Origin of the sequence: Dorea phocaeensis (assembly GCF_900240315.1) — a bacterium.
GTDB lineage: Bacteria > Bacillota > Clostridia > Lachnospirales > Lachnospiraceae > Dorea_B > Dorea_B phocaeensis.
Genome location: NZ_OEPZ01000001.1, coordinates 229,180 through 241,914, shown reverse-complemented (window position 1 = coordinate 241,914; position 12,735 = coordinate 229,180). Strand labels below are relative to the sequence as shown.

The following is a 12,735-nucleotide window of genomic DNA, read 5'->3' as shown; positions in this document are numbered from 1 at the left end:
TTACTTTCTCTAATTTTCATTAAAATCTTATTTCTGCAGATCCCTACGAATATCATCCTCCAAATTATGGCGTTTTGCATCTTCGTGAAGCTTCTCTGCATTTGCATCCGAAGCCCCATAATACTTGCCGTAATGCTTGCCATAATACTTTCCATAGTAACCTCCGGTCTTCCTTCGGTCTATCTTATTAAGAACTACTCCAAGAATCGGGCATCCGGCATCCTCCAGCTTCGCTTTCACTCTCTGTGCCAAACGATATTTTACTGCACCTGACTCTAATACCATCACAGCGCCATCACAGCTCTTTGCAATAATCGCACCGTCTACAACCATCCCAAGCGGCGGCGCATCAATAATAATATAATCATACAACGCTTTCAGAGAATTCAACATCTTTTGAAACCGTTCTCCTGAGAGAAGTTCCGTAGGATTCGGTGCATATGGACCCGAAAAAATCATATGAAGCTTCGGAACATTCGTGGAATAAACGACGTCCGCCATCGTGCCCTGCCCAGACAGAAAATGCGTCAGTCCCTTATCAATCCCCTGTGCCTTCAATCTGGAAACCATAACAGACTTACGCAGATCCATATCAATTAATAGAACTTTTTTCTTAAGTTCTGCAAGAGAAACTGCCAGCCGTGTGGAAATCTGTGATTTTCCTTCCCCCATCACAGCACTCGTTACCATAATAACCTGCTTATCACTTCCGCAAAACAAAATATTAGTTCTAAGCGTCTTCAATTCTTCTTTTGCCGCATAATTTAAAGATTCTAATTCGATCGTTGTCTTCTTCATATCTCTTATAATCTCCTATTTTTTACCGATGATTTCAGAAGGATTCTCTACAAAAATTCTTTTCGCCGTGTCTCTTCCCCACTTTTTCTCTACATAATCCGCACATTCCCTTAAAAGCAGAGGACGCACCTTTAAATCATGGGCGTCTGATGCGATATAGTCAATCATCTTGTGTTTCATCAATTTCTTACAGTATCGTTTCAACTGCCTACCATGCTTTCCTAACATAGAAGCTGCATTCACCTGGATTTTAGCTCCAAGATCTATCGCATCCTGCACATTATCCAAATGTTCTGCCATACACCGACATCTTTCTACATGTGCAATAATCGGAACAAATCCCGCACTTGTCAGTTCATAGATTACGGCCCGTATTCGTGAATACGGATCAATACCGGAAAATTCTACTAATACATAACGGCTTTCTGCTAATGTTGGAAGAATTCCTTTTCTTAGATCCTGCGCCATTCCACTGTATCTGTGACATTCACATCCTAAATACAGTTCAATTCCATTCGCCCCGATCTGCGCCGCTTTCTCCTTAACTTTTTCATACCGGTGAAGCACCTTCCTAGGGTCAGGTTCAAACATTCCCCGGCGATAATGCGGTGTTACAATGATCCGTCTCACCCCATCACGATATGCTTTTTTCAACATCGCCATCGACTCTTTTACATCCGCTGCACCGTCATCTACTCCCGGCAGCATATGACAATGGATATCTGTCAAAATCATCTTCGCCATACTCCTCCTCTATAAAAAAGGCTATAGACCAAAAAACTCTTTCTGAGAGAAACATCCCAGAAAGAGAATTTTCAGATATGATCTATTTTACTTCTCTTTTACGAAGACAGATGACAGCTCCTAAAGCCAATACAATTGCCGCTGTTCCAAGGAATGGAACTACCATACCCTCTCCTGTCTTTGGAGATGTTGTACTACCATTTCCAACTGCACTTGCAGATGTATTCTTATCTACGATAAATGCAACCGGCGAAAGACTGTCAAATGTTGCTGTAATTGTACCCTTTCCTGCCTTACTTGGTACCACTTCCCATGCCTGCTTCTCGTCAGAATAGTGAAGCACAGCAACCTTAGTTGTCGTCAGCACGCTCGGAACTTCAAATGTAATGTCGATCGGCCAATTAACCTGGCTTTCATCTCCAACAACGACTACGTTGCGTACATCAATCACTTCCATTCCTTCTACGAAACGGTCTCCCAAAAGCGCCTTTATTGTATTGATATCTCTGATCTGAGCTGCCACTTCCTGATACTCCTGCGGCATCTCCTGAATCTCTACATTTACTGCATTTCCATTCTTATCAACGGCTGATACAACCTTATTCACAATTCCACTAGAAGCCGGGCTCTTCGCAGCAAATGCCGTCATTCCCATTGCGCATACCATTGTCATTGCCAAAATGGCTGCCACCAGTTTTTTTACATGTTTTTTCATGCTCATTCCTCCATATATCTTTGTCCAAAAACATTTTTGAATATCCTACTATGATTCATTCTTGTATAGTATAACATCAATCGATTGGTTTGTAAAATAATTTTAACACCAAATCGTACAATCTTTCATCATCAATTACATATTCATCATGTTCCGTTCCTGCCTGCATTTCACCCGGAAGCGTTATGATCTCCGTTTGAAATTCATATTCTGATAAGCGCTGCATCTCCTTCGCCGTCAAATCTGTCTCCAGATAATCTCCCACGCTGTCAAAAATCCACTGAAACCCGTCCTGGCTCTTTAACCCGGCATGATTCAGCTGTTGGAACAATGCCAGCAGGAATTCATTCTGCCGCTCCATTCTCTGCGTGTTGCTTCCGGTCACCGCCTGATCCCGATAGCGGACATACGCTTCTGCCTGTGCGCCGTTTAATGTAAGCACGTTCCCTTGCGTAAACGCTGGATCGATCATGGTGTAATCTTCTGGAATCGTAAGGGTAACCCCTCCCATTGCGTCTACGATCGGTGCAATTCCCTCTACATTCAAAGACACATAGGAACGAATTGGAACCTCATATAAAAGATTTGAAACCGCTTCCTTCGTCATCTGGATACTTCGCTTCGCACTGGTTCCATATGCATACTGCAGCGCGATCTGTGCATGTTCCGTCGCTAGATATTCCCCTGACTCATCATAGATCTTAACATCCGTCATGGTATCTCTGGAGACCGACACCATCTGCACCTTCTCCTGCTCCCGATCCAATACCGCTAACAAGAGGGTATCTGTCTGCCCTCCCGCTCCCGCATGATTCTGTAAAGATATGGATTCCGACTTATCTACTCCCATAAAAAGAATCAGCTCCAGATCGGAATTATAGCGATACTTTTTCCCTTGGTAAACAACGGTATCTGTCTCAATCTCCTCCGCATCAGAGACGGCTTCTTCGCTTTTTCCCCTGCTTTCTGCCAGATAGATCCCTACACCCACTATACAGACTGCCAGGATCAGCAGAATCGTGATCCACGTTCTTTTCTTACTACTTTTCATTCGTCAACACTGCCTCCACCAGGAATCTCTGATTCGGCTGCCCGCCGATACAGGTACTAAGTGTCAATAACTTACTCTGGGTATCTACTTCCGCAGAATCATCAATACTGCTTTGCATCGTTCGGCTCGCATAGATAGAATCCAGATATAGTTGCCTTTGCTCCTCATTTCCAAAGTCATAACTATTCAGGATGTGACGGTTATTATAAATCACCGCTGCAAAAATCCGATATGTATACTGATGATTCGGCGTATAAATAATCACCTCATTATATTCTTTCAAATATTGTGGATCCTCATAGGCATGAAGTCCCATAAACATACTTCCGTCCTTCATATTGTGCCCATAAATCACCGTATTATAATCACTGAAATCTTTTGCATTCTGGCGTTCTGTGTAGATTGCCCCCGGATATCCTTCCTGTCCCTCAATAGTATGATTCAGATAATACCCATCGTCATCCGGACTTTGAACAACCGGATAATTGATCGCAGTTCCCGGAATTTCAATCCAGGCATAGATATCTGCATTCAGCTTCTGAAGTTCTTCAAAGTCAATTGGACTTACATATTCCGGTCCTTCCTCTTGCTTCTTTTCTTTATCCACCACCGTCTTTTGAACCTTCTGATAGACATCTTCTTTTGACGACTGCGATACTTTATAATAGATCAACCCTCCCAGACACGCCACTGCCAAAACAAGCAGAATCACGCCCAGGATTCTTCTAGGGTTCTTCTTCATTATGCCGCCTTCCCTTTATGCTTTAACTTTTTCTCCATTGGAATAGATGCCAGCGTATTCAGCTTCAGATATTTTCTTACATCTTCTTCTGTCTTAATCGTATCATCCAGCAAATGCCTGATGATAATAACCGCCATGGCAAAAGCAGCTCCAATCAAACCTCCCATTAACAGATTCTTCATAAAATTCGGACTGGAAGGCGCAGACGGCTTCAGCGCTTTTTCTGCAATACTTGGCCGCTCGGTTGCCATAACATTTGCAATCGTCTCTGCGGTAGCCTCAGCCATCGCATTTGAGATCTTTTTCGCTTGCTCAGCGTCCGTATCCGTCGCACTAATCTTCAAAATATGTGTATCCGGAAGATTTTCAATCGTTACAGCTGCTGAAAGTTCGCCGTAAGACATGTCCAAATTCTCCTTCTCAATAACCTCTTCTAGAACCGGACGACTCTTGGCCAGTGTGGTAAAGTCTCCCGTCAACTGGGTTCCCAATTGGATATCTGCTACAGACGTAATACTTGTTGTCTCACCTAAGATATAGATCATAGAAGACGCCGTATACTTCGGTGTCACCAGGAACTTTGTATATGCGCCGAACGCACCCGCTCCTATAATCAGGCACAGCAAGATCACCCACGCCTTATGCCATAACAGACGAGCGATCTCCAGAAGGTCAATCTCCATCTCTTCTCTTTCCATTTTTGCCGCTTCTATTCTTTCATTCATCCGTCTACTTACAACCTCCATACTGAATCACGATTTCCTGCATCTTCTCAAACTGCTGCTCCATCTCTTCTACCAGCTTAAACTGCGTTCTCGCACGCACTAGATTATGTTCCGGATAATCCGTCTTAAAGTAAGTATCCCCCTGCAGATAGTCCGTTAAGAAACGGATTCCACATTCCAGAGTAATCACTCTTGCTCCCCACGGAAGACTTTGAATCTCCGCTTCTGTCAGCACATCCTTGGTCTCTTCCAAATAGCCCCTGGCAAATAATTCATACAGGCCGATATCGAAATGCATCTTGCTGAGATCTTTCTCATCCTCCTCAGCTGTCGCCGCTCCAAAACGAATCGAATCGCCAAAATCATTTGCCGCAAGTCCCGGCATAATTGTATCCAGATCAATAATACACAGCCCCTTCTTCGTCTCAGAATCGAACAAAATGTTGTTCAGCTTCGTATCATTGTGCGTCACGCGAAGCGGCAGCGTACCATCCTCCTGCTGTCTGACTAAAACCGCACAGTCTTTCTCTCTCTTCTGTACAAAAGCAATCTCTTCCTTACAGAATGCCGCCCGATTCTTCAGATCCCGTTTTCTTGCCACCTCAAATGCATGATATCTCTTGACCGTATTATGAAAATCCGGAATCGTCTCAATCAATCGAGAGGCAGGATAATTTCCAAGCTGCTTGAGGAAATGTCCAAAGCTGTTTCCAGATTGATAGAACTGCTCAGGATCTTCTACTAACTGATAACACATGGAATCCGCGATGAAATTATAACATCTCCACGGTTCTCCTTCTGCATCCTCAAAATAATTACATCCATCCTTCGTCTTAATATAAGAGAGTGTCTCCCGATCCGGATCTCCGCCTTCTGCCCGGATCACACCACGCAGATACTCGGTAACTCCGAAAATATTCTCCATCACTCCCGCAGGATCCTTAAACACATTGCTGTTCACCCGCTGCAGCACATAGGCAAGCTCATCGCCTTCTTCTCCCGGCATATAGACCGCGTACGTCTCATTAATATGCCCTGCACCAAAAGGTTTCACATAGCTGCACTTCGGACCAAAACCAAATGCATAGATGGCATCTTCCAGATTCCGATTATCTACTCCATCGATCTTTCTTCTGGTAGAAAAAATCACATCTCCGGCTTCTACTCGCACACCGGTAGCAATGGTGCAATTTGCCTTTACGATACTCCCAAGACCAATATTGACACCACTTGCAATATACGAATCATGATCAATGACCGCCCCGCTGCTCACCAGAACACCATGCTCAATCACCGTGTTGGTATTCACTACAGCCCGATGCATCACAAAACTTCCTCTTCCGATCACCGCGCTCGGACTGACCACTGCAGATGGATGAACAATCGCCGGCACCTGATATCCTGCTTCCATCAGACGTTCCGTCCAGCAAAGCCTCAGATTGTTGTCCCCAAAGGCCGCTACCGCGGTATCATAAGACTGCAGAAAATTCTCATAGTCACAGCATTTTCCAATGATATCTTTTCCTTTTTTGGCGTCATCTAAAAATGCAACACTCTCATACCCGATCTGCAGAGCCGTTTCCTGAATCATATGCCCCATGCCGCCAGCGCCTAAAATCAATAAATTATTCATTTACCTTTCGTCTCGCTTCCTCTTTTTGTATTTTATATAGCTGAAGTCTCAATTTTTCCGTCATAAAACCATCTTGTATTTTACTAGAGATCCAAAGTTTGGTCAATGGTAATCTATTGCCAAATTGTACATTTTTCTATCCTTCTTTTATCTTTCCTTCGGCAAATAGGATTGATAGGTCGCATACAATTTATTCATAAATGGATCCTCCAGCATCTGCTTAAGCTTAGGCGTCCCTTCATACTTCAGAAATTCCGAAAGTATCTCCACGACTTCGCCAAGCGTCGTCTGATACTCGGTCGGCACATAACAGTATCGTCCTTTTTTATTTGGCTCCAGCTCACAACGGATAAACCGACAGTAATGTTCTTCTCCCACCAGAGCGCCTAGCAGCTCTTCTATTAAATCATCGATATACACCAGATCCAGTTTTTTCTGTGGCACGCCGGTCTGCGCCGGAAGGCCATTGGCATAATTAAAGCAAAATGTTGCCACACTAGATGCGCCATTCGGACGACCTCCCCTTCCGAACACTTCCGGGAAGCGGTAAACCAATGCCTTCGTTCCTCTTTTTCTCGCCGTGCCAAAATAAAGAGATTCCGCTGCCCTTTTTGCTTTTCCATAAGTATTATCCGCATAAATTCCAGCCTGTATAGCATAATAGGATGACGCCAGCATAACCGGGCATTCATTATGATAATTCTCCAGCATCAGCAAAAGCGTTCTTGAAAATCCATAGTTGTCAATCATGTACTCCTCTGTCGATACCGGACGATTATTTCCAACAAGGTTAAATACAAAATCCGCATCCGCACAATAATTGTTCAGATCCCCAATTTCATTCTTTCGATCATACTCAAAAATCTCATCAATTTTCAAATTCGGTCTAGTAGGATCCCCATTTTCACGCACTCTTTTCAAAGCTTCTACCAGATTCTTTCCAATGAATCCGTCGGAGCCTGTTACCAATATATTCATATCCTCATTTTCCTTTCCTAACTATTTACAAAAATAGAATTCCTCTGTTAGCTGTAACAAATTGATAAACTACTGAATTAGTAAGAAGATCCCTCTAAGGATCTTTTGAACATACTTCTAGAACCAGATGCTTCTATCTATAAGCATCTCTCTCAGATTATTTTCAGATATTTTTGCATTCTTGTGCTATAATTTCTTTTGTTCTCTTTATTTCACAGGAAAAAACTCTGCCGCACTTTCTTCAAATGCATCGATAGAATCCGCTTTCGCTGCCAGCTTTAATAATGCCCTCAGGATCTCAGAATCCTCTACTGATTCCATTTGCAAAACCAAACGCTCTGGAATCATTCCCAGTTCACCCAGAACCTCTATCACAGCTTCTCGTTTGGCTTTCAATTGTCCTTCTTTGCGCCCGGCTTCAAGTCCTTCCTGTCTTTCCTCTCTTAGCATTTCCTCAAAAATCATATAGCGCTCCCCCATCTCGCGATCTGACTTGATCTTGTTCACGCTGTTTTGAAGCTGCTCCACATAGGGATCTTCAAAATTTGCTTTGCTTCCTTCAAGATCAGACGCTATAAACCTCAAGAACTTAACCAGTTCTGTTGGAACATCTTTAAAATTCTTTCCTGCTGTGCTTAGGAAAATTGTGCTGCAACCATCCTGTAGTTCTACGGATGGATTTTCCTGGCATTCGCTCCAAAAAGTATAACAGTAAAGTTCTCGGTCAAACGGATCAAAATCACACACGAAGATCACAAATGTATTGGGAAGTTCGTCGTAAGCAGCTCCCTGAGTCAGGCACTCCATATCAATCTGACTATGGTAGTAGCGGCTTCGTTTCCCAAGATTCTCCCGCTTCTTCACCTGCATCTCGACATTGTAGTGGGTATGGTGTTCGTCCTTTGCATAGATATCCAACCGCACACCCCGATATTCCGGATGGTAAACCAAGCTTTTCTCTCGGCTGATTATAACACGTTCAATTTTAAAACCCAGCACCATTTCCAAGAAACCAATACAGTTTTCTTCAATGCTCATGACTGCACCAAACATAAAGTTGTCTTTCATGGTTAAGTCTTTTAGCGTCTTATGGTTATACATACTTCCTCCATTTCTACAGAGGAATTCTACCACTTTATGATAACATATTTCTTCTGAAAGGGCTAGACTAATCTCAGCCACTGGATACCCCCGCTCTTCAATTTTACTACAATTTTGCCAAACACTCTCCTTCCAAAACAGAATCTCCCTTTATTTTGATATAGAATTCCCCTGTTCAAAACACAATTGATAAATTACCGATTCGGTATTGAAATACCTTTTGAAAAGATATTGTAGAATCAGACACCGCAATACCGCGGTATCTGATTATTGATTTGCCACCGACAGCTGACAGCTGCCGAACACTATGCTAACACTTTCTTTGCTTCTTCTTCAAAATCTTCGATGGACTCCGCCTTAGCCGCCAGCTTATGAAGTACTTTCAGTTGTTCTTCATCACTCAGTTCATGAATCTGTACTTCCAGTTCTTCTGAAATCGTTCCCACATCTTCTAAAAGTTCAAAAATAAAAGCTCTCTTAGCCAGCAAGGCACCTTCCTCACGTCCTTCTTCGCGTCCTGCCTTTCGTTCGTCCCTCATCATTTCTTCGAAAATCATATAGCGTTCTCCCATCTCGCGGCTTTCTTTCACATTATGAATAGATTTCTGCAATTGTCCCACAAACTCATCTTCAAAATCTGATTCACTATACTCATTCTTCCTCCATATCCACAGAGGAATTCTATGAAAAAAGCATAACACTCGTTTTATTTTACCTTTCTTCCGCATCTTTTCTGAAGCAGTAGGATTGCTACCAGATACCCCAGTACACATCCAAGTGTATTGTGAATCATATCGTCCCATTCGAATAATCCGCGGCAAAGAATCAGCTGGCTTGTCTCAATCAACGCAGATATTGCAAGTCCTATGATCAGCGCGGATTTCCATGTAATCTTCCTGAGTAACGGAAAAAGCAGTATGCCTATCGGCACAAAAAGAATGATATTCAGCACATTTTCCTGAAGAAGGCTCCAGTCCTGATGGAACAAAATCTCCCTCCATGACCAGAACGGAAGTAATTCATAGGCTCGATTGCCCGGCGTACGTGTAAATACCGTTGAAGCAAATACAATTTCAAGAAATCCGTATAACGCAAGCCCCGCCACGGCCTGTCCTTTGGTAATTCTATGTGTCTTCACCCACAACAGCAGGAAACCTGCCACAACGGCCAAAAGGAGCACAAATATTACAATCTCTCGAATAGACCACGGACGGTTATGCGTGGTTAATATCTGATATAAATCCATTTAATTCGTTTTTCTCCAAACCATCTTATTTACAACTCCTGTGTAACTTTGGATGATCTTCACTACTTTGGTGGACACGTTCTCTTCTACATAATCCGGTACCGGAATACCATAATCTCCGTTTTCATTCATGGCAACTGCCGTCTCCACTGCCTGCACCAGGGAATCCCCATCAATTCCCGCAAGCACAAAACAGCCTTTATCCAAAGCTTCCGGTCTCTCCGTAGAAGTACGGATACACACTGCCGGAAATGGATGTCCTACTGAGGTAAAGAAACTTGATTCCTCCGGCAGCGTTCCAGAATCCGATACCACTGCAAAGGCATTCATCTGCAGGCAATTGTAGTCATGGAACCCTAAAGGTTCATGCTGAATCACACGCGGATCCAACTGGAAACCGGATGCTTCCAGACGATTCCTGGAACGTGGATGACAGGAATAAAGAATCGGCATATCATACTTCTCTGTGATTCGATTGATAGCATTAAACAGAGACAGAAAGTTCTTCTCTGTGTCAATATTTTCCTCTCTATGAGCGGAGAGCAGAATATACTTTCCCTTCTCAAGACCAAGTCTTTCATGTACATCTGACGCCTTGATCTTCTCCAAATTCTCGTGCAGTACTTCTGCCATCGGAGAACCCGTTACATAAGTACGTTCTTTTGGAAGTCCGCAGTCTGCCAGATAACGGCGGGCATGCTCAGAATATGCCAGATTTACATCCGAAATAATGTCTACAATCCGGCGATTCGTCTCTTCCGGAAGACACTCATCCTTACAGCGATTCCCCGCTTCCATATGGAAAATCGGAATATGAAGACGTTTTGCTCCAATCACACTAAGACAGCTGTTCGTATCTCCTAAGACCAATACAGCGTCCGGTTTAATCTCCGCCATCAACTTATAAGATTCCGCAATAATATTTCCCATCGTCTCGCCAAGATCATTTCCAACAGCATTCAGATAAACTTCCGGATCATCAAGTTCCAGATCCTTGAAGAATACACCGTTCAAATTATAATCATAATTCTGTCCGGTGTGAGCCAATACCGTATCAAAATATTTGCGGCACTTCTTGATCACTGCTGCCAAACGGATAATCTCCGGTCTTGTTCCTACAATAATCAATAACTTTAATTTTCCATTGTCTTTAAATAACTTTCTTCCTTCCATCTTCTCTTCTCCTTGTATCTATAACGGATAACTTCGATTCTGTATTACCACTCCTGAATCAACCTTCGTGTAAGCCGGAATTCTATTCTCTGCCTTTATAACCGCTCCCGGCGCCACGTGAACACCTTGTTCCAAGACACAGCCGTGATCAACGATTGCTCCGCAGTTCACGATACATGCTTCCCCAATCTCACACTCCGTATTCACAACGGCATAGGGCAGCAAGACACAGCCTGAATTCAGTACCGCTCTAGGGCTTACATACGCAAGCGGATGCACAATTGTAGCTATAGAAGCCTTTGCTTCCTTAAGCTTATCCATCCATGCCACACGCAGTTCATTATTCCCAAAAGCCGGATACATCTCCGTGTCCTCTTCCACATACTTCCGGTACGCATCACAGACGTCAAAAGCTTGTTCTGCCTGATCATCCAGGAATACAATCTCCTCGTACCTTCCCGTCTGATCCGCCACATCTGCCACCGTTCTTCCATAGCCGCCCATACCTAAAATAATCAGTCTCATTACGCTTCTACCTTTTCAAAAAATGTATCCGGGTGATTCGGATCAAACGATTCATTTGCCCACATCACCGTCACAAGATTCTCTGTCTCTGACAGATTAATGATGTTATGTGTATACCCAGGAAGCATATGAATTGCCTCAATCTTATCCCCTGACACCTCAAAATTACGCACCGGATAAGGCTGCCCATTCTCATCTACGCCAATTTTTCGCTCCTGGATCAGTCCGTGGCCAGCTACCACGATAAAGAATTCCCATTTGCTGTGATGCCAATGTTCTCCCTTGGTAATGCCTGGCTTACTGATGTTCACAGAAAACTGTCCACAGTTAGCCGTCTTCAATAGTTCTGTAAAACTTCCTCTGTCATCACAGTTCATCTTTAAGGCAAACTTCGTCTTCTCTTCCGGCAGATAAGACAAGTATGTAGAATATAATTTTTTTGCAAAAGAGTTCTCTGCAATTTCCGGCATTACAAGGGTCTCCGGCTGCACCTTAAAAGCATCCAATAATGCTACAATCTCACCCAAGGTCGCCTTATGCGTCATCGGCGCATAGCAGTAACGGCCGTCCGCCTGCCCCACCGCATCAACTCCATCGAATTCGCAGTGGTGTTCCTTTCCTTCCAATGCATCCAGCATCTCTTCTATCAAATCATCAATGTAAAGAAGTTCCAACTCCACCGACGGATCATTCACCTGAATCGGCAGATCATTGGCATAATTGTGGCAGAATGTAGCTACCGCTGAATTATAGTTCGGCCTACACCATTTTCCAAATAGATTCGGGAAACGATAAACCAAAATTTTTGCCCCTGTCTCCTGTCCATAGTCGAAGAACAGCTCTTCCCCGGCAAGCTTTGATTTGCCATAATCAGACTGCGCATATCGACCAAGCAATGTAGCCTGTATGGATGAAGATAGCATCACCGGACAATTATTCTTATATTTCTTCAATGTATCCAGCAAGGTGCTGGCAAAACCGAAATTTCCAGTCATAAATTCTTCGTTATTCTGCGGACGGTTTACTCCCGCTAAATTAAACACAAAATCTGCTTTCTCACAGAAACCATCCAAAAACTTCGGATCGGTACTACGATCATATTCATAGATCTCTTCAATCTTCAAATCCGGGCGAGTACGATCCTTGCCCTGCTTAAGATTTTTTAATGACTCTACCAGATTTTTACCCACAAATCCGGCAGAACCAGTTACTAATATATTCATAAATTCTATTCCTCCAAATTTTTTTGCATTTCCATTGACGAAAACAACATTCTTACATATACTACAAATAGGAGAACAGGC

14 protein-coding genes are annotated in these 12,735 nt (G+C 43.3%); all 14 read right to left on the bottom strand.

Features of this window, described 5'->3' with window-relative positions; translation table 11 throughout:
- Window positions 1-27: 27 nt before the first annotated feature.
- Window positions 28-798 (bottom strand): CpsD/CapB family tyrosine-protein kinase, encoded by a 771-nt coding sequence (locus tag C0979_RS01075; protein WP_101694227.1) that lies wholly within the window; start codon window positions 796-798, stop codon window positions 28-30.
- 15 nt (window positions 799-813) lie between these two features.
- A complete protein-coding gene (locus C0979_RS01070; RefSeq protein WP_242962618.1) occupies window positions 814-1,542 on the bottom strand; it encodes a CpsB/CapC family capsule biosynthesis tyrosine phosphatase in 729 nt (242 codons plus the stop codon).
- A gap of 82 nt (window positions 1,543-1,624) precedes the next feature.
- Window positions 1,625-2,257 carry a hypothetical protein gene (locus tag C0979_RS01065; RefSeq protein WP_101694226.1) on the bottom strand — a complete coding sequence of 211 codons (633 nt, stop codon included), beginning with the start codon at window positions 2,255-2,257 and terminating at the stop codon, window positions 1,625-1,627.
- A gap of 76 nt (window positions 2,258-2,333) precedes the next feature.
- Window positions 2,334-3,308: an LCP family protein gene (locus C0979_RS01060; RefSeq protein ID WP_101694225.1), complete on the bottom strand. Its 975-nt coding sequence runs from the start codon at window positions 3,306-3,308 to the stop codon at window positions 2,334-2,336.
- Window positions 3,298-4,050, bottom strand: a complete 753-nt coding sequence (srtB, locus tag C0979_RS01055) for a class B sortase (protein WP_101694224.1) — start codon at window positions 4,048-4,050, stop codon at window positions 3,298-3,300. Before srtB ends, C0979_RS01060 begins: the two co-directional genes overlap by 11 nt.
- Entirely contained in the window at window positions 4,050-4,775 is a 726-nt protein-coding gene (locus tag C0979_RS01050; RefSeq protein ID WP_101694747.1) for a YveK family protein, read from the bottom strand. Before C0979_RS01050 ends, srtB begins: the two co-directional genes overlap by 1 nt.
- Window positions 4,776-4,779: 4 nt before the next feature.
- Window positions 4,780-6,408, bottom strand: coding sequence for a PglD-related sugar-binding protein (locus tag C0979_RS01045; RefSeq protein WP_101694223.1), 1,629 nt, complete (start codon window positions 6,406-6,408; stop codon window positions 4,780-4,782).
- 147 nt (window positions 6,409-6,555) lie between these two features.
- Entirely contained in the window at window positions 6,556-7,386 is an 831-nt protein-coding gene (locus C0979_RS01040) for an NAD-dependent epimerase/dehydratase family protein (protein WP_101694222.1), read from the bottom strand.
- A 207-nt stretch (window positions 7,387-7,593) separates the two neighbouring features.
- The gene (locus C0979_RS01035; RefSeq protein ID WP_101694221.1) at window positions 7,594-8,487 is read right to left on the bottom strand and encodes an Rpn family recombination-promoting nuclease/putative transposase; all 894 of its coding nucleotides are present in this window, start codon (window positions 8,485-8,487) and stop codon (window positions 7,594-7,596) included.
- A gap of 305 nt (window positions 8,488-8,792) precedes the next feature.
- Window positions 8,793-9,107: an RpnC/YadD family protein gene (locus C0979_RS01030; RefSeq protein WP_242962617.1), complete on the bottom strand. Its 315-nt coding sequence runs from the start codon at window positions 9,105-9,107 to the stop codon at window positions 8,793-8,795.
- A gap of 86 nt (window positions 9,108-9,193) precedes the next feature.
- Complete coding sequence (locus C0979_RS01025) at window positions 9,194-9,733, bottom strand: VanZ family protein (RefSeq protein ID WP_101694220.1); 540 nt, start codon at window positions 9,731-9,733, stop codon at window positions 9,194-9,196.
- A complete protein-coding gene (wecB, locus tag C0979_RS01020; RefSeq protein WP_101694219.1) occupies window positions 9,734-10,906 on the bottom strand; it encodes a non-hydrolyzing UDP-N-acetylglucosamine 2-epimerase in 1,173 nt (390 codons plus the stop codon).
- A gap of 18 nt (window positions 10,907-10,924) precedes the next feature.
- The gene (locus tag C0979_RS01015) at window positions 10,925-11,431 is read right to left on the bottom strand and encodes a PglD-related sugar-binding protein (protein WP_101694218.1); all 507 of its coding nucleotides are present in this window, start codon (window positions 11,429-11,431) and stop codon (window positions 10,925-10,927) included.
- Window positions 11,431-12,654 carry a polysaccharide biosynthesis C-terminal domain-containing protein gene (locus tag C0979_RS01010; protein WP_101694217.1) on the bottom strand — a complete coding sequence of 408 codons (1,224 nt, stop codon included), beginning with the start codon at window positions 12,652-12,654 and terminating at the stop codon, window positions 11,431-11,433. The genes C0979_RS01015 and C0979_RS01010 overlap by 1 nt, the downstream gene beginning before the upstream one ends.
- Window positions 12,655-12,735: the final 81 nt, after the last annotated feature.

Coding starts and splice junctions, on each gene's coding strand:
- C0979_RS01075 (WP_101694227.1), bottom strand. CDS start 798: ATGAAGAAGACAACGATCGAATTAGAATCTTTAAATTATGCGGCAAAA.
- C0979_RS01070 (WP_242962618.1), bottom strand. CDS start 1,542: ATGGCGAAGATGATTTTGACAGATATCCATTGTCATATGCTGCCGGGA.
- C0979_RS01065 (WP_101694226.1), bottom strand. CDS start 2,257: ATGAAAAAACATGTAAAAAAACTGGTGGCAGCCATTTTGGCAATGACA.
- C0979_RS01060 (WP_101694225.1), bottom strand. CDS start 3,308: ATGAAAAGTAGTAAGAAAAGAACGTGGATCACGATTCTGCTGATCCTG.
- srtB (WP_101694224.1), bottom strand. CDS start 4,050: ATGAAGAAGAACCCTAGAAGAATCCTGGGCGTGATTCTGCTTGTTTTG.
- C0979_RS01050 (WP_101694747.1), bottom strand. CDS start 4,775: ATGAATGAAAGAATAGAAGCGGCAAAAATGGAAAGAGAAGAGATGGAG.
- C0979_RS01045 (WP_101694223.1), bottom strand. CDS start 6,408: ATGAATAATTTATTGATTTTAGGCGCTGGCGGCATGGGGCATATGATT.
- C0979_RS01040 (WP_101694222.1), bottom strand. CDS start 7,386: ATGAATATATTGGTAACAGGCTCCGACGGATTCATTGGAAAGAATCTG.
- C0979_RS01035 (WP_101694221.1), bottom strand. CDS start 8,487: ATGTATAACCATAAGACGCTAAAAGACTTAACCATGAAAGACAACTTT.
- C0979_RS01025 (WP_101694220.1), bottom strand. CDS start 9,733: ATGGATTTATATCAGATATTAACCACGCATAACCGTCCGTGGTCTATT.
- wecB (WP_101694219.1), bottom strand. CDS start 10,906: ATGGAAGGAAGAAAGTTATTTAAAGACAATGGAAAATTAAAGTTATTG.
- C0979_RS01015 (WP_101694218.1), bottom strand. CDS start 11,431: ATGAGACTGATTATTTTAGGTATGGGCGGCTATGGAAGAACGGTGGCA.
- C0979_RS01010 (WP_101694217.1), bottom strand. CDS start 12,654: ATGAATATATTAGTAACTGGTTCTGCCGGATTTGTGGGTAAAAATCTG.